The sequence below is a fragment of the Leptospira bandrabouensis genome, from assembly GCF_004770905.1.
In the GTDB taxonomy this organism is placed as follows: Bacteria; Spirochaetota; Leptospiria; order Leptospirales; family Leptospiraceae; genus Leptospira_A; species Leptospira_A bandrabouensis.
The window spans coordinates 621,681-639,034 of record NZ_RQHT01000014.1 but is presented as its reverse complement, the minus strand read 5'-3'; the positions used below and the strand labels follow the sequence as shown (position 1 = coordinate 639,034).

The window sequence follows — 17,354 nt, the reverse complement described above, 5'->3', positions numbered from 1 at the left end:
CGTTAGAAATAGAAAATTACTTTGCCTTTGATTTTTTCAACAGGGACAAGTCCAAACGAACGGGAGTCTGTTGAATATTGTCTGTTGTCACCTAAGAGGAGATAATAATCAGGTGGAATCCTTCCTTGTTTGTCCATGGCAAGAAAAGGTGAGTTATGACGATTTAGAAAAATAGATGTACTCGGCTCACTTGTATAGGTTCCTTTCGGAAGATAGTTTTCTAATAACTCTTTCGAATCGATAAGCACACGCCCACCTTCAATCGAATAAAATTCTCCTGGCAAACCTATCACTCGTTTGACGACAAGCTCATCCTCTTGGCTCACAAATAAAACCAAATCCAACTTTTCAATTTTAGGATCTGTATAAAGGAGTGGTGTTCCAAAAAATTTGGCAGAAATGGCAAATCCACCTTTCCAAACAAAAACCACAGACCCATGTTCTAAGGTTGGATACATGGAATTTCCTTGGATGGAATAAATTTGGAATAAAAAGATTCTCAAAAATAGTAGGAAACATAGGAAAAGAAAGAGCAAAATCCCTCGGCGAGTGTACCGTTTGAATTTGACCCACCAGCGGGGAGAATGTGTTTCTGTTTCCATATCCATCAAAAAACGATAAAAATCATTCGTGCATTTTTCCCCTTTCTCAAGAATGGAAAAGGAACTTTCCGTAAATCTGAAGCCTAGAGAAGTCTATGTCACTTACAAAATATCAATTCCGAGCACAGTTTCGTTGTACCAATGAATCTTGTGGCAAAACCTATCCCCTCCACCAAGTGATTTATTCCTGCGAAGCTTGCGGGGAACTTTTGAATGTCGAACATGATATAGACAGTCTCAAACAAGTTTCGGCAAACGAATGGAAATCAGAATTTGAAACTCGGTTCCGTTCGAGCCAATTCCCGAATGCTTCGGGCGTTTGGGGGAAAAAGGAATGGGTCCTTCCTGGAATTCAGGATGAAAATATTGTGACTTCAGGGGAAGGAACTACTCATTTGTATGACGCATCCCGGTTTGCCAAAGATTTGGGACTAAAAAGCCTTCATGTCAAACAATGCGGAGTCTCGCATACCGGCTCTTTTAAAGATTTAGGAATGACGGTTCTTGTGAGCCAGGTCAAACAAATGATTGCGGACGGTGTGCCCATCCAAGCGGTCGCCTGCGCATCCACAGGAGATACCTCGGCTGCCCTCGCATCTTATGCGGCTAAAGCCGGAATTCCTTCTATCATTTTACTTCCAGCTAACAAAGTTTCAACGGCGCAGCTCATCCAACCCGTTTCGAATGGGGCCCTTGTTTTGGCACTCGAAACAGACTTTGATGGTTGTATGGCCGTGGTGAAAGAACTCACGAAAGAAAAATCCATATACCTTGCAAACTCAATGAATTCACTGCGAATCGAAGGGCAAAAAACCATTTCGATTGAGATCACACAACAGTTAGGTTGGAAAGTTCCGGATTGGATTGTGATTCCTGGGGGAAATTTAGGAAATGTTTCGGCCCTCGGAATGGGATTTGAAATGATGTTGGAACTTGGACTCATTGACAAACTACCAAGAATTATTTTGGCACAAGCAAAAAATGCAAGTCCGCTGTATGAATCGTTTAAGAAAGGTTTTGCGGACTTTTCTCCTGTGACTGCGGAAAAAACTTTAGCCTCTGCGATCCAAATCGGAGATCCTGTTTCTGTCAAAAAAGCCATCCGTGTTTTAAAGAAGTTCAATGGGGTTGTGGAAGTTGCCACAGAAGAAGAGTTGGCCAATGCCGCCGCACGTGGTGATTTATACGGATTGTATAATGATCCTCACACTGGTGTGGCTCTTGCTGCACTTTTGAAATCGGTAGAATCAGGTGTGGTGGGGAAAGGTGAGTCGGTGGTCGTGATCTCCACAGCGAATGGACTCAAGTTTACTGAATTCAAACTCGCATTTCATGAAGGGAAAATCCCTAACATCGATGAGAGACTCAAAAACCGAATCCAAACTTGTAAACCGAACTTAAGTGGAGTGATGGAAATCCTAGGTAAACAACTGAAGAAATGATAATTCGCTAGACAAATCCCCTACATGTTGGCAAATTTTTTCAGTTTACCGGTATGTCTCAAGAGATCCAACTAACTCCCCAGTTTTTCTCCTCTGTGGATCATGCTGTGGAGTTGGGAAAAAAGATCTCTATGATCACTTATGTGATGGGGGATATTGGTGAGGCAAAACTAAAATACATTCTGTACCGTATTTTGAGTTCTCTTGGTCGTGAAGACTTGATGGAACTCTTTTATACCGCTGCTAAGGAACTCATTGTCAATTCAACCAAAGCGGCAATCAAACGAATCATTTTTGAAGAACTCAAACTCAACATTCAAAATTTGAAAGATTATGAAGAGGGAATGAGATTTTTTAAATCTAGTTTGAATGAAAGAAAGTTTCCTTCTTATAAAAAGAAAATGAGGGAATCTGGACTTTATGTAAAGATCACTTGTATTTATAAAAAGGATAAAATCGACCTGGAAATAAGAAATAATTTCCCATTATTGCCTGTTGAGGCCGAACGAGTAAAAGAAAAGTTTATTAATGCGAAAAAGTATGATAATCTATTCGAGTTCTTTATGGAACACGGTGATAGTACGGAAGGAGCAGGGATGGGAATCACAATGGTAGAAATATTATTGTCTCAGTCTGGCTTTGATCGTCGATTGCTCTCTATATATTCATCAGAAAGGAAAAAGGAAACAGTGGCGCGTGTGGAAGTACATTTAAGTGGATTACCTAAATCTGCTGAGACACAAGAACAATTGTTTATAGAATAATGTCCGAATTAAACTCAAAAGCTGACCAACTCAAACGACAAGCCGACCTTATGGGTCTGACAAGAGAAGCCGTATTTACGGATGAACAAGCCAAGGAAGTTCTTCAAGGCAAAATTACAGATGGTTATCTTGTAAAAGTGAAAATCGATTTGGACAGTTTGAACGGAATGGTTCTCATTCTAGTTTCTTCCATTCGAAAACATATCATGGAATTGTATGCTGTCGTAGGAACTTCTCCCACCTTTCGAAGGATTCGTACCTTTGCCGACCATGTGCAAATCTCCACGGACTTAGGGGATATTGGAAAATCTGGCGGTTATGATCCTGCGATTTCTGAAAATATCGGACGTGCCGTTCACCGAGCATTCACCAAAGAGAAGTTAGAAGAACTTCTTCCACTTTGGCAAAAAAAAGATCCTTCTCATATTTCTGAACTTTTGGAAAACCCAATCCTTATGGCTACCAAAGGTAGAAATATAAAACTTCAAGCAGAGGTGGACAAATTATCCACTGCAAAGTTTCGATATGAAAACCCAATGAAGGGTGTGATTTTACCCATTCCGAAACCTGAAGATGAAGCCGCTGCGGCACAAGAAGTTTCTGTTCCTGGAATTTCCACCGAACCAGCAAAGGGTGAACTCTCTTCATTAGAACGTCAAATCGCGCAATATAGAACTTCCTTCCCAAAAGAATTGAATATGAAAACGGTGATTTCCCCAATCAATGGTGTAGAGTTTGATAACTTAATGGAAGGTATGGAAATTTTATTCCGAGTACCTACAGAAACTCCAGAAGGACTAACTAATGCACAAATCCTTGGACTCATTGATGAAGAAGGAAAAATTTCTAAAGACCCAGTCGTTGGTAAATTTTTAGGGATTGCTGGAAACAAATCAGAATATCATATTTTTGCCGAAGGCCCCAACAGGTATTTACTGCATTCTATAGAAGAACACCCTGTAAAAGTTGCCATTCCAAAACCGACAGCTATGACAGGTGGAACAAACAAAGGACCTGCGGGTCAAAACACTAAGAAAAAAGTCGGAAATGCACAGGCCCAAGATTCAAAATCATCGGGAACCAACTTATTTATGTTAATGGGTGCTTTTGTGACGATTGTACTTTTTGGAGTATTGATATTTGTGATGGTGATCTTGTAAGAGATCACCCAGCCACTACAATATTTACAAGTTTCCCTTTTACATAGATTTCTTTTTTGATTTCTTTACCTTCCCAAAATGGTTTTGCCTTTTCTACGGCTTTGGCAAGAGACAAAACTTCTTTTTCTTCTATGTCACGAGGGGCAAGGAACTCTCCTCGCATCTTTCCATTCACTTGCACCACAATCGTAATATTGGCATCTACCAAATACTTCTCTTCCCATTTTGGATATGGATGGTAAGCGAGTGATTCTTTATGACCAAGTTTTTCCCAAAGTTCTTCGGCTAAGTGTGGGGCAAAAGGGGAGAGTGCGAGAACAAACGGTTCAAAAACTTTTCTGGGTTTTCTAGGATTACTTGTGAATTCATTCACAAAAATCATCATTTGTGATACGGCTGTGTTGAAAGAGAAACTATCGATATCGTCTTTTACTTTTTTAATTGTACGATGAAGTGTTTTGAGTTCTGCTTCATTTGGTTCGATATCTTCCACAAAGAAAGATTCGTTTTCCCCTGAATGAAAGAGTCTCCAAACTCGATTTAAAAATCGAAAGACCCCATCCACTCCGTTTTTACTCCAAGGTTTGGACATCTCAAACGGACCCATAAACATTTCAAAAAGGCGAAGTGTGTCGGCACCAAATTCTGAAACCACATCATCAGGGTTGACTACGTTTCCCCTGGACTTAGACATTTTTCCTTTGTCTTCCCCAAGAATGAGTCCTTGGTGGACTAGTTTTTGGAAAGGTTCTGGAGAAGAAACGTGACCCAAATCAAAAAGAATTTTATGCCAGAACCTAGAGTATAACAAGTGTAATACTGCATGTTCTGCCCCACCTACATACACTTCGACTGGCATCCAAGCTTTTTCGAGTTCTGGATCAATGAGTTTCTCGTTGTTTCTTGGGTCGATATAACGTAAGTAATAATAACAAGAGCCGGCCCACTGCGGCATGGTATTGGTTTCTCTTTTTCCCACTTCACCTGTTTCAGGATCTGTATATACTAGCCAATCTTTAGCTAAAGCAAGTGGAGACTCGCCAGTTCCCGAAGGTTTGAATTCTTCTAAGTCAGGGAGTACTAAAGGAAGTTCTGATTCAGAGAGGGCTTTCGGAGTTCCATCAGCAAAGTGAACGAGCGGAATGGGTTCCCCCCAATACCTTTGTCTTGCAAAAAGCCAATCCCTGAGTTTGAATTGGATTTTTTTACGACCAATTCCTTTTCCTTCGGCCCAAGTCGTCATCGTTTGGAAGGCATCTTTGTAAGATTTACCATCTAACTTAACTTCTGTGGAAGTAGAGTTAATACAAACCGATTCTTTTGAATCAAAAGCAAGGTTCGGTTCCATTTTTCCATCGATCACTTGTTTGATGGGAAGTTGGAACTTCACAGCAAAATCGTAGTCTCTTTGGTCATGGGCAGGAACGGCCATAATGGCACCGGTTCCATAAGAAATTAAAACATAATCGGAAATATAAATCGGAACTTGAATCGTGGAATCTGTTGGCAAACTTGCATAAGATCCCGTAAAAACTCCAGTTTTATCTTTATTGAGTTCGGTTCTTTCTAAATCACTTTTTAAAGAACAATCTTTTTGGTATTTTTCGACTGCGGATTTTTGTTCTGCCGTGGTAAGCTCTGCCACAAGTGGATGTTCTGGAGCAAGGACAAGGTAAGTAGCACCAAAAATCGTATCAGGTCTTGTTGTATAAACAGTGATGTCTTTGGAAACGCGCGGAACATGGAAACTAAGTTCCAATCCTTCGGATTTTCCAATCCAGTTTCTTTGCATTTCCAAAGTGGAAGTCGGCCATTCACAAAGAGCAAGATCATTTAGCAAACGTTCGGCGTAAGCTGTGATACGCATCATATATTGGCGCATGGGTTTTCTTTCCACAGAATACCCTTTGGAGGTCCATTCTTCCACTTCTTCATTGGCAAGAACAGTTCCCAGTGCCTCACACCAGTTGACGGGGATATTGGCCTCATACACTAAGCGGAAATGGGATAAAATATCTTCTTTTTCTTTGCGGGATTTGGCCTTCCAATCAGCAGCAGAGAACTGAATTCCTTTTGGGAGTTCTTTTCCTTCAAAAAACACGGATCCTTCTCTTTCGAAGGTTTGAATTAGTTCTGTAATGGGGAGTGCTTTGTTTAACTTTCTGTCAAAATAGGAATTGTAAATTTGCAAAAAAATCCACTGGGTCCAACGGTAATAGTCAGGATGTGTTGTGGAGATTTCTCTTTCCCAGTCATACGAAAGCCCAAGGCTTTTGATTTGGCGACGGAAAGTATCAATATTGTTCTTTGTTGTGGTGCGAGGGTGGACTCCAGTTGTCATCGCATATCGTTCTGCGGGTAGACCAAAAGCGTCCCAACCCATAGGATGGAGGACTTCAAATCCTTCCATTCGTTTGAGTCGTGAAATGATGTCGGTAGCTGTGTATCCCTCAGGGTGGCCTACGTGTAGGCCAGCGCCACTTGGGTAGGGAAACATGTCTAAACAATAGTATTTAGGTTTAGTTGAGTGGGCGTTTGTGCGAAAGGTCTGGTGGTCGTCCCAGTGTTTTTGCCATTTTTGTTCAATATCTTGGAATGGATAATTCATCGACTAACGTAGAGAAAGTGTAGTAATTCTACTTTCTCACGGAGTCGATGATTTTTACAAGCTTTTTGAAACTCTTGGAGAGACAAACTTTACAGAGATTGTACTGATAAAGGTTAGTGACGGATCCACATTCCGCACAAGGTTTAAGATTGTTGATTTTCACATTCATAAAGTCTGCAGTATTTATCTTTGTATTGCATTCGAGCATTCTATATTTACCTGTATGAGTCCGCTTATCGACAGTGCTGTTCATAACTTCCGAAAAATCCCAAAAAAGGGGATCGGGCAAACACTACGATGAAGTTACTTTATATGAAACCCGCCCTTTGGGGTCAAAAAAAATTAGGATGTACGCTCAAAAAGATAAGTAAAAATTTGTCAGAATTTTTTCTAATCGGTGCAATATAGTTGGAACGAAAATGAAAATTAAAAAAAATATAACTGTTATGGAAAAAATTGAAAAATCATTGTTAGGTGGTATTTTTTCTGGTAAATGCCCGTTATTAGTCATGTGTATTTTGTTAGGCGATAAAATCTTTGGGGGAAAAACCTAGTGTTGGAATTTAAAAATGTGTTCAAATCATTTCACAATGAATCGGAAACGATTGATGTGTTGAAAAATATTTCATTTCGCATTGAAACGGGTGAATTTGTAGCGATTATAGGCCCATCTGGTTCAGGTAAATCAACACTACTTGGTGTAGCAGCCGGTCTAGATAAACCAGATTCAGGGGTTGTGGCACTGGATGGAACCGATGTAACAAAGGAAAATGAATCTAATTTAGCTGATTTACGTGCAGACAAAATTGGTTTTATCTTTCAAAACTTCCAATTACTTCCAGGCCTAAATGCCATTGAGAATGTAGGGATTCCATTGTACTTAAAATCGTCACTCTCTGAGACAGAAATTTTAAAAAAATCAGAAAAAATATTGGAATCTGTGGCTATGTCTCACAGAGCCACTCACTTCCCAAAACAGTTGTCAGGTGGTGAAGAACAAAGAATCGCTATCGCTAGGAGTTTTGTGAACGATCCAAAGATTATTTTTGCAGATGAACCAACTGCCAATTTGGATTTTAAAAATAGTAAAACTGTTTTAGATCTTTTATTATATAGAAACAAAGAACAAGGCACCACTCTTGTTGTGGTCACACATGATCCTGATGTGGCAAAACTGGCCGATCGTGTTTTGGAGATGAAAGATGGGGAAATTATTTCGGATTCAAAGAAAAGTAAGATTTCTAAGTCTAGTTCTTCCAAAAAACTGACTGCAAAAAATACCACCAAACAAAAAAAAACGAAAGTTACTTCTAAGCAGGTGCGTCGATGAAAGCATCTTTGTTTCGATTTTACCTGAAACGTGAGCTCTTTTCTCGGTTTCGGTATTCACTGCTTATCGTTGTATCCATCACCCTTGGTGTGGGATCTGTGATTGGAATCCATTCCTACAAAGACAATACGGCAAATGCCATTAAAAAAGAGGCAAAATCAATTATGGGGGCCGATATTGCCCTCCAATCCCCCCAAGAAATCACAAAAACAGCAGAAAATTTGGTAAATACAAGCCTACCAAAGGGTTCCGAGACCAGTGCCTCCATCCAATTTTTATCCATGATTTCCAATGAATCGGGGGAAGAAAACTCTCTTAGTTTTGTCAAAGCGGTAGAAACCAATTACCCTTTCTACGGGGAAATGAAAACCGAACCAGAAGCTGCTTATCGCAATCTAAAACCAAACCAAGTTTTACTCGATAAATCGCTCGTAGAAAATTTAAAACTCAAAATCGGCGACCGTGTTCGTTTGGGCGATAGTTTACTTGTATTAGCTGGTGTTGTGGTAAAAGAACCGGGTGCTGTGGGTTCATTCGTAGGATCTGCTCCCGGTTCCATCATTTTGCGAGATACTGCCAACAAAACAGGACTTGTGCAACGAGGCAGTCGGATTCGTTATACAATCTATGCGAAATTTCCAGATAACATTGACAGTTTGGGTTGGAAGGACAAAGAGTTTGAAGCTCTCATCAAAGAAGATTTAACCATCTATCACAATACAGAAGTCAATTCGGGATCCCAACAGTTTATCAAAAACACATTTGATTATATGGCACTTCTTGCCTTGGCAGGATTCTTTTTAGGAGCCATTTCTGTTTATACAGCCGTTCGCACTCGGTTACTTGAAAAACGAAATGAAATTGCGATCCTTATGTGTCTTGGTGCCAAACCAAATGCCATTTTACTTTTGGTTTTTGCTGAAATTTTAATTCTTTCGATTTTCGGAACCACTCTTGGGTTAGTCCTTGGGTATGGAATCCAATCCATCTTACCGGATATCAGTGGTCTTATGTCTGTTGAATCAGGTATTGTTTTAGGATTCTCTTTTTCTTCTCTCCTTTGGAGTTTGGTGCTTGGAGTTGTATTACCACTCCTTATCTCCATTCCCCTTGTCTTAGAAACAAGATCTGTGAAACCACTGGCTGCTTTAAAAGAAGTGGAATCACAAACCAGTGGAAAACTTTCCACATCCAAATGGCAATTTGGATCTTTCCTTTTGATTTATCTTTTGTTTACGAGTCTTGCTGTCCTCGAAACAGAAAGTATCTTTAAAGGAATTTTGTTTACATTGGTATTGTTAACCTTACCAGTTCTTGTGTACGGATTGTACATCTTCCTTGGGTTTCTTATCACAAAAATATCAAAATGGGGTTGGTTATCCAAAGAATGGAGCCTTGTGACAAAAAAAGTCACACGTAAGTCGGGAGCCCTTAGGCTTTCCATCATAGGACTTGGATCGGCGCTTTTTATCCTCACCTTATCACTCATATTACAAGAAAGTTTGTTGGAACTGAGTGGGGCCCGTGAGATCGAACGTAGGCCCAATATGTTTTTATTGGACATCCGAGAAACTCAGAAAGAGGACCTTCTAACGGCGATTAAAGAATTTCCTGTGGAGAAACAATTTTTGGCTCCAGTGATTGGAGCAAGACTTTCCAAAGTGAATGGCGAACCCATCAAAAAAGAAGATACCATCAAAAACGCAATGGATCGGAATTGGCGCGCCACCGCACGGACTCGGGAATACTTTTTGTCCTATCGGGATGAGATGTATGATACAGAAGAAGTGACCAAAGGTTCCTGGTGGGACAATGCAGGGCGCAATGAAATCTCCGTAGAAAGGGATTTTGCTGGATATTTGCAGGCGGGAGTGGGCGATGAACTGACCTTTAATGTCCAAGGCCGTGAAGTTTCTGGAAAAATCTCTAATTTACGTTCGGTGAATTGGGCCGATATGAAACCAAACTTTGTAGTTCTATTTTCCAGAGGAATTTTGGAAAAGGCTCCGCGCTTTTATATCGTTTCCTTACTTATTGATTCTGGGGAAAGTAGATACCAATTGCAAAAGGTCATCGTAAACCGATTTCCGAACATCACAGTCATTGACACAGAAAAAACTATCCAAGCCTTTATGGGAATTTTGGAAAAAGTGACGCAGATGATGGCACTTATGACTGCTTTTATTTTAGCTGCTTCCTTTGTTCTCGTATTTACAACCTTATATGCCAGCCAATCCGAAAGAAAACGGGAGTTTGCCCTTTTGCGAGTCATTGGAGCAAACAGTCGTTTTATGGTAAAACATTTCCTGCGTGAAGCCTTACTTGTTTCTGTGATTTCATTTTTACTAGGACTTGTTTATTCCGTTGTATCGAATGAAGTTCTCAATCGTTCCGTTTTGGAGCTGAGAAGTGTGTATCCTTATGGACAACTGAGTTTGGTATTTTTTGGAATTTGTTTAGTGACTGTGAGTTTGTATGGTTTAGGACTTTTTAGTTTCTTTCGAATGCCAACGAAGACGGTTCTAAAAGAAATCAAATAAAGAGAAGATTGGATTTAGAAATTAGATCCTTTCTCTATGCATTCTTGCGTAATCCATTGAAGAGAATTTAACTTAAGAAACATTTTTTTCTATAGTTTAAAAACAAAAAAGCCCGGAGTGTTAAGCCGGGCTTTCTCATTGAAAGAGATGTTTTCGGGATTATTGTGCTACCGAAATAACCTCATCTCGGTTGATTACGTTAACAATATGTTTGTATTCAGGAGAATCTTTTCCATATTTTAACTCAGTGGCACGTAATAAGTGAACGTTCTTTTTGTAACGATACTTGAAGAGCATATCATCTGGACCTTTTGTCTTTTTGATCATGTTTTCTTCGAAGCTATATGCACTTGCAAGATACTTGTGAGCAGGGTATTCTTTCTCGTTGTCATCGATTTCGATGTAAAGTTCAAGAATTGGAATACACTGAGGAAGATTTTGAAGGTCATACTCAGCCATTACCCAAGAACGATAAACATCAGAAAGAAGTCTTTTAAACTCAGGTCTTTCTCTTAAGTCAGGGTTTTTGATTTCATCAAGGTGGTTGATCGATTTAGAGAAGTAGTTAAGAGCGTCTTGTTTCGCTTTCATTTTTTCACGATAAACAATACGTTCTTCTCTAGATTTACGATCTACTTTTTGCCAGTACCATTTTTCATCTAAGCGTTTCTTTTCCGCTTCTTCTTTGCGGAATTGTTCTACCCAATCTCTATTTTTCATAATGGTGTTTACACCGGATTGGTAGTTAGAAAGAGCCAAACGGAATTGGTTGTTTGCGAAAGTTTTAGAAAGTTGGTGTAACTCTTGGAAAGTTTTGTTATACCCTTTATAATCAGGATTCTTCCAAAGAGATTCCTGTTCCATAATTTCTTTCTTTCTCTTTTTTTGGTCTTCTGTGAGTTCTGCATCGTCGTTTTCAGGAACGAGCTCGCCTTTGAGAAGTTCGTCGACTTGATCTTTAGCCGCTTGGCTTTCTTGAGCGTTAGCAGGCTGAGTTTGTGCGAAAAGCACACTGAAGCCGGACACCAGTTGGAGAATAAGGAGATACTTAATAATCTTCATAGTCGTGTGACCCTTTTGTCTCTTTCAATATTTTGAACAAATAGGTTTATCTATTTCTTCAATGAAAGTATCGGAATGGCAAGAGTCAATAATAACGAATTAATACGGAAAAAAACCTAATTGTTAACTTTTTCTTCCGATTCTCTTTGATTTAAAGCGACATAAGTCCTAAATCTCCTAAAAAATCTCATTCCTTGACAGCTTAGTGAATTCGAGAAGATTGCTCCTTGGAGATGAATTTATCCGAAATTACTTCCATCCGAGACGGAAATCCACAGTGTAAAACCTGTGGCGGGGTCGGAATTACCTTAGCAGAACATGTTCGTGGCTCACGTTCTGGGGCCCTAGTCCTTTGCCATTGTATCGGCAGTGACTGTAACACTTGTGAGTCGAAAGGACAAGCTCCCTTTATGACTTTTGACAGGAAGTTGGACAAAATGCTCCCTTGTGTTTGTCATAATGCCAGGTTTTCCCTTCGCAACTTAGAGAATTTAGTCGAAAAAGCCAACATTCCGGCAAGGTATCGGTTCCAATTTTTGTCTACAATCGACATAGGAGACACGGCAAGCGACCCTGATATGTCTTTTATCATTGCTCACGACTGGGCAAATGAACTAGTCCATAAATTTAAAAATGCAGATTTCACTCCGCAGGGGTTTTATCTTTGGGGTGGGACTGGTTCAGGGAAAACACTCCTTGCCTGTGTGATTTTAAACGAACTTATTTTTCGATATGGGATCACTTGTAAGTATGCTAAGGTGAATAAAGACTTTCTGTCTGCTATTCGAGATACTTACCAGTCCGATAGCGAAACACATGGGCAAGAACGTTCCATCGAAAGAGAATTTGCCAACGTGGATGTTCTCGTCATTGATGACTTCGGTGTCCAAAAGGAATCCGAATTCAACAATCGAAAGTTATACGATCTCATCGACAGTCGTTATGAACAAGAAAAACTCACTCTCCTGACATCGAACCATTCACTCATTGAATGGAGAGACCGAGGCCAAGGTAGAATTTATTCGCGGCTCATGGAAATGACCAAAGAAATTGAACTCAAGTGTCCTGATTATCGCACTAAGTTTGTAAAGAGGTAAGATTATGAAATATTCCAACATTGCCTTTTTGTCTCTGGGTTCGAACATCGGTGACAGGCACCATTTTATGGACCAGGCAATTTGGGAAATTTCCACCTTACCAGAAGTTCAAATTTTAAAACAATCCGAACGATTGGAAACTGCTCCACTCGAAAACACAAACCAACCTTACTTTTTAAATCAAATTCTAAAGGTAATGGTTTCTTCTGCTTTCACTCTTCCTTGTTTACTCGATTCTCTCCAAGCTATCGAGGACAAACTCGGTCGTAAACGTAGGTCTTGGAAAGGCCCAAGAGAAATCGACATCGATATTCTTACCTACGAAGCGGTTGTAATGAAAACAGATTTTTTGCATTTGCCTCACCATTCGCTTTATTCAAGACCATTCATCAAACAGTTGTTAACTGATATGGGAGAAATTGGAGTGTATGCACTCTTTTTGGAACTAAACCATGAAAAACATTATTCTACAGTATAAAAAAAAATACGATGCGGGTGAACCTATCTCTGTCATCACTTGTTACGATTATACCTTTGCGACACTTTTCAACAGAACAGAAGTGGATTGCCTCCTTGTCGGTGATTCTCTGGGAATGGTGATCCAAGGAAATCATTCGACTCTTCCTGTCACTTTGGATGAGATCATCTATCATACAAAAGCAGTTTGTAAGGGAGCGCCCGACAAAACCATAATCGCTGATTTGCCGTTTTTATCTTACCAAACATCGATCGAAGAAGGGATTCGTTCTGCAGGCCGTGTTTTAAAAGAAACCAATGCTTCTTGTGTGAAACTGGAAGGAGATTCCGACTTTATCATCGAACTCACAAAACGAATGACGGAATCAGGAATTCCGGTTTTTGCTCACTTGGGTCTCACTCCACAATCGGTGCACACTCTTGGTGGTCACCGTGTCCAAGGAAAAACAGAAGCCGCTCGTTCCAAAATGGTTCGTAAATCCAGAGAACTTGCTGAAGCAGGCGCCTTTGCTTTGTTACTCGAAATGGTGCCCGAATCTCTCGGAAAAGAAATCACAGAATCCATTCGCATTCCGACCATTGGGATTGGAGCTGGAAAATACACTTCGGGCCAGGTGCTTGTGATGCAGGATTTGCTAGGCCTGAATGAAGACTTTCATCCTAAGTTTTTAAAGAAGTTTGGGAATCTCAGTGGGGCAGTAAAGGATGCGGTGAATTTATACCACCGTGAAGTTTCGAAACGTGAGTATCCGTCGGAAGCCCACGTTTTTTCAGACACATAGGTGGTTTGAAGGAATTTACTAAGTCAAAATAATCCTATTTTGTCTTAGTGTAAGTTTGATTCGTCTGAAGAGAGGTTGAAATACTTAGTCTCTCTCAAACGAACCGAACGAAGAATTTGTTTTCCTATTTTCTCTTTCTAGCAGCTTCTGCCAATCTTTCGAACATAGGAACCGTTGTTTCCCAAGAAACACAAGCATCTGTGATGGACTGTCCATAGGTCAGAGGTTTGGCATCGATGGACTGGTTTCCTTCTTTTAAATGACTTTCGATCATCACACCTAGAATATGTTTGCTGCCTTTTGCAAATTGTTCTGCTACGGCATCAATCACAGCTGGTTGTTTACGAAAGTCCTTTTGGCTATTTCCATGGGAACAATCGATCATCACTTTGGAGGGAAGACCTGCTTTTTCAATTTGCGCACCCACTTCATTGACTGACGCCTCATCGAAGTTAGGCCCTTTGTTTCCCCCACGTAATATCACATGAGTGTCTTTATTTCCTGCGGTGCGAAAGATAGCACTACTTCCTTGGTTGGTCACAGAAAGAAAATGATGGCTGGAACTTGCGGAACGAATGGCATCCACAGCGATCTGAACATTTCCATCGGTTCCATTTTTAAAACCGATAGGTGCAGAAAGTCCAGATGCGAGTTCCCTGTGGACTTGGCTTTCAGTGGTTCTCGCACCAATCGCACCCCAAGCCACTAAGTCAGCAATGTACTGTGGTGAAATTACATCTAAAAATTCTGTCCCACATGGGATTCCCATATTGTTAAGATCTAATAAAAGTTTACGAGCAAGTTGGAGCCCTTTGTTGATATGAAAAGATCCATCTAAATCGGGATCATTGATGAGTCCTTTCCAACCAACTGTGGTTCTTGGTTTTTCAAAATAAACTCGCATCACAATCAGAAGTTCTTTTTGAAACTCTTCAATTTTTGGTTTGAGTTTAGATGCATATTCCATCACCGCACCAATGTCGTGGACAGAACATGGTCCTACTACAACTAACATGCGCTTGTTGTCTTTTCCGTGGATGATATCAGAAATTTCACTTCTTGTACGGAGAACTACATCGGAGGCTGCATCCGTCAATGGAAGTTCTTCCATGATGACCGAAGGTGGGATAAGACTATGTTGTTCTAAAATTCTTAAATTGGCTGTAGGTTTCATAATTAATACTTTTGCATGGAAGGATCGACTAAATCGGAATAAGCTAAAGTTCCTCCGGCTACGTTTTTATAGGACTTAAATCCTGCTTGGGCTAAAATTCCACAGGCCATTCCTGACCTTCCACCGGAACGGCAATACACCAAAATTTCTTTGTCGATTTGGTTTTTTAATTCTTCGATTCGAGCTGCAAGTTCGCTTACAGGAATGAGTTTGTCAGTACCAGGAACTAAAGCAATTTGTTGTTCATTTGGGTTTCTAACATCCAATACAAAAAAATCATCTTTTCCTTCTGCACGCGCATCCAGACGTTTTTTAAAACTCACTACATCGATTTCCGGTACCATTATGTGACTCCACCCATTTCCTCTAGTTCTATCGTTATATCCTCCCAACGTTTCGTAAGGAGGCTTATCTCTCTTTTAATATCGTTATAAGTGTCCATTTCCAACTGAAAACTTCTGTTTTTAAAGAACTCTGGATCCTGTAAAAGTTCCTCTTTGTCCTTTTTATTTTTTTCCAGTCTCTCTATTTGGACTTCCAAATCGGCAATTTCTTTCTCTAATTTCTTTCGTTTGTTTTTGCTGGCTTGCGGATTGGCCTTTTTTTCTTCCAATTTAGATTTGTTAGAAGTATTTTGGGCCGGAGATTCCGTTTCCTCTTCCTTATGGAACTTGAGGTAATCATCAAAACTACAATTTAGATTTTGCAAAACTCCGCCGGAAAGTTGGAAGGTGCGGTTACAAAGTCCCTTCATAAAGTCGGGATCATGGCTAATAATGAGAAGGCTTCCTGGAAAATCAATGAGAGCTCGTTTGACTGCTTCCCGGATCACAATGTCCAAATGGTTTGTGGGTTCATCCAAAAATAAACAATTGGAGGGGTGGTTGACGAGGAGGGCCAACCGAAGCCGACTTTGTTCTCCACCTGATAGGTGTTTTACGGATTTAAAAACTCCATCCCCAGGAAAGGCAAAATGCCCGAGGAGGGTTCTTGCCCTTTCTTCACTGAGCTCCGGATATTTTTTTAATACAGTTTCCACTAGGTTCAGGCTTTCATCTAAATCTTCCCCGTGCGTTTGGGAAAAATATCCTAGTTTGGTTTTGGGGCCATAATAGATAGAACCAGAATCCAACTTGTGTTTCTCCAAAAGACAACGCATAAGTGTTGATTTTCCTGCTCCATTGGGACCAACTAACGCCACTTTGTCGCCAGCAGAAATTTCAATTTCTGCATTTTCAAAAATCGTTTTTTTCACACCTGTGTTTTTATCAGGATAAGAAAATGAAGCATTTTCCAAACGTAAGATGATATTACTGGAAGGAAGAAATTGGAATTGGTAGTCTGGTTTTTGGTTCCAGAAAGATTCTTCTGGATTGTCTAGTTTGTCTCTTTTTTCCAATCGTTTGATGACCGATTGGACTTGTCTTGCTTTGGTGGCTTGGGCACGAAATCGTTCCACCCATTCCATGCGGCTTTTGAGATAACTTTCTTCTTTTTCGAATTGTGCTTTTAGTTTTTCTTGGATTTCATTTTTGGCTTCAAAAAATTCTTCCAAACTACCTTGGAATTCAAACGTTCCATGAGGATTGATTTCAATGATAGTATCCACTGTTTGGTTTAAAAATTCAGGATCGTGTGTCACTAACACAAAGGCTTGGTTCTGTGAGACAAGAAAGTCAGCTAACCAAGATTTGGTTTTGTCATCCAAATGGTTTGTGGGTTCATCCAAAAGTAATAAATTATGTGGATTAAGAAGGGCAATGGCAAGACCAATGCGGTGGTGGTAACCGGGGGAAAACTCTTTGGTTTTCCTTTGGAAGTCTGCCGTAGAAAATCCAAGTCCCGATAGAATTTTTTTGGCACGAGCTTCAAGACCGTGTAAGTCGTGTAAGTGGGCAAATTCTTCCAAATCACTTTGTTCGTGGAGGAGTTCCTCAAAAGCGGGATCATCGTGACTTATCGTTTCGAATTTGGATTCGATGAGTTTCCGTTTCCCATCGTATTCTGCATACAGTTTGTTTTCATCAAGGACAGTGTCGATGACAGATGTCTCGGGGTTAAATTCGGGGATCTGTTGGAAAAGGGAAAGGACGGTATTTTTGGAACGAATGACTTCCCCAGATTCGGGTTTCATCTTTCCTGCGGCCATTTGGAAAAGAGTAGTTTTTCCAGAACCGTTGGGCCCAACGATGGCAACCCGGCACCCCGGTTTGATATGCCAACTGAAACCCTCAAAGAGGACTTTGGGGCCAAAGTGTTGATAGATTTGGATGAATTGGATCAATGCGCTTGTGAAAACCCGCCAAACGGCGGGGA

Annotated in this window: 15 protein-coding genes; 9 read left to right on the top strand and 6 right to left on the bottom strand. The window is 40.3% G+C overall.

The annotated features are described in order from the left end of the window. Window positions 1–2: 2 nt before the first annotated feature. Window positions 3–602 (bottom strand): signal peptidase I, encoded by a 600-nt coding sequence (lepB, locus tag EHR07_RS10155; RefSeq protein WP_238734719.1) that lies wholly within the window; start codon window positions 600–602, stop codon window positions 3–5. A gap of 95 nt (window positions 603–697) precedes the next feature. Here lepB and thrC point away from each other — a divergent pair, with 95 nt between their 5' ends. Genes thrC through EHR07_RS10140 form a run of 3 tightly spaced genes read left to right on the top strand, consistent with a single transcriptional unit; the run spans window position 698 to window position 3,968 of the window. Beyond that, window positions 698–2,044, top strand: coding sequence for a threonine synthase (gene thrC, locus EHR07_RS10150; RefSeq protein ID WP_135744980.1), 1,347 nt, complete (start codon window positions 698–700; stop codon window positions 2,042–2,044). Between the two features lie 53 nt (window positions 2,045–2,097). After that, a complete protein-coding gene (locus EHR07_RS10145) occupies window positions 2,098–2,808 on the top strand; it encodes a hypothetical protein (RefSeq protein WP_135744979.1) in 711 nt (236 codons plus the stop codon). Beyond that, window positions 2,808–3,968, top strand: a complete 1,161-nt coding sequence (locus EHR07_RS10140; RefSeq protein WP_135744978.1) for an LIC10486 family protein — start codon at window positions 2,808–2,810, stop codon at window positions 3,966–3,968. The genes EHR07_RS10145 and EHR07_RS10140 overlap by 1 nt, the downstream gene beginning before the upstream one ends. Window positions 3,969–3,972: 4 nt before the next feature. On the opposite strand, the gene leuS is transcribed toward EHR07_RS10140, so the two are convergent. After that, on the bottom strand, window positions 3,973–6,576 hold the full coding sequence (leuS, locus tag EHR07_RS10135; protein WP_135744977.1) for a leucine--tRNA ligase: 2,604 nt from the start codon (window positions 6,574–6,576) through the stop codon (window positions 3,973–3,975). A gap of 419 nt (window positions 6,577–6,995) precedes the next feature. Here leuS and EHR07_RS19260 point away from each other — a divergent pair, with 419 nt between their 5' ends. The 3 genes from EHR07_RS19260 to EHR07_RS10120 are packed head-to-tail and all read left to right on the top strand — an operon-like array spanning window position 6,996 to window position 10,446. Beyond that, entirely contained in the window at window positions 6,996–7,130 is a 135-nt protein-coding gene (locus EHR07_RS19260) for a hypothetical protein (protein ID WP_275067012.1), read from the top strand. Continuing rightward, on the top strand, window positions 7,130–7,906 hold the full coding sequence (locus EHR07_RS10125; RefSeq protein ID WP_135744976.1) for an ABC transporter ATP-binding protein: 777 nt from the start codon (window positions 7,130–7,132) through the stop codon (window positions 7,904–7,906). Before EHR07_RS19260 ends, EHR07_RS10125 begins: the two co-directional genes overlap by 1 nt. Beyond that, window positions 7,903–10,446 carry an ABC transporter permease gene (locus EHR07_RS10120; protein ID WP_135744975.1) on the top strand — a complete coding sequence of 848 codons (2,544 nt, stop codon included), beginning with the start codon at window positions 7,903–7,905 and terminating at the stop codon, window positions 10,444–10,446. Before EHR07_RS10125 ends, EHR07_RS10120 begins: the two co-directional genes overlap by 4 nt. Before the next feature lie 159 nt (window positions 10,447–10,605). Here the strand turns inward: EHR07_RS10120 and fcpA are convergent, their stop codons facing one another. Continuing rightward, the gene (gene fcpA / locus EHR07_RS10115; protein ID WP_135744974.1) at window positions 10,606–11,508 is read right to left on the bottom strand and encodes a flagellar coiling protein FcpA; all 903 of its coding nucleotides are present in this window, start codon (window positions 11,506–11,508) and stop codon (window positions 10,606–10,608) included. 233 nt (window positions 11,509–11,741) lie between these two features. Between fcpA and EHR07_RS10110 the strand changes: the two genes are divergently transcribed. From EHR07_RS10110 to panB, 3 genes are read left to right on the top strand one after another with little or no spacing between them, the layout of a single operon-like run. After that, entirely contained in the window at window positions 11,742–12,605 is an 864-nt protein-coding gene (locus EHR07_RS10110) for an ATP-binding protein (protein ID WP_167483369.1), read from the top strand. 4 nt (window positions 12,606–12,609) lie between these two features. Further along, window positions 12,610–13,083: a 2-amino-4-hydroxy-6-hydroxymethyldihydropteridine diphosphokinase gene (gene folK / locus EHR07_RS10105; protein WP_020776805.1), complete on the top strand. Its 474-nt coding sequence runs from the start codon at window positions 12,610–12,612 to the stop codon at window positions 13,081–13,083. Beyond that, window positions 13,058–13,864: a 3-methyl-2-oxobutanoate hydroxymethyltransferase gene (gene panB / locus EHR07_RS10100; RefSeq protein ID WP_135744972.1), complete on the top strand. Its 807-nt coding sequence runs from the start codon at window positions 13,058–13,060 to the stop codon at window positions 13,862–13,864. Before folK ends, panB begins: the two co-directional genes overlap by 26 nt. Before the next feature lie 124 nt (window positions 13,865–13,988). Here panB and EHR07_RS10095 read toward each other — a convergent pair whose 3' ends face one another. Genes EHR07_RS10095 through EHR07_RS10085 form a run of 3 tightly spaced genes read right to left on the bottom strand, consistent with a single transcriptional unit; the run spans window position 13,989 to window position 17,322 of the window. After that, window positions 13,989–15,038, bottom strand: a complete 1,050-nt coding sequence (locus tag EHR07_RS10095) for a 3-deoxy-7-phosphoheptulonate synthase (protein ID WP_135744971.1) — start codon at window positions 15,036–15,038, stop codon at window positions 13,989–13,991. Between the two features lie 2 nt (window positions 15,039–15,040). Beyond that, on the bottom strand, window positions 15,041–15,382 hold the full coding sequence (locus EHR07_RS10090) for a rhodanese-like domain-containing protein (protein WP_002977207.1): 342 nt from the start codon (window positions 15,380–15,382) through the stop codon (window positions 15,041–15,043). Then, window positions 15,382–17,322, bottom strand: coding sequence for an ABC-F family ATP-binding cassette domain-containing protein (locus EHR07_RS10085; protein ID WP_135744970.1), 1,941 nt, complete (start codon window positions 17,320–17,322; stop codon window positions 15,382–15,384). The genes EHR07_RS10090 and EHR07_RS10085 overlap by 1 nt, the downstream gene beginning before the upstream one ends. Window positions 17,323–17,354: the final 32 nt, after the last annotated feature.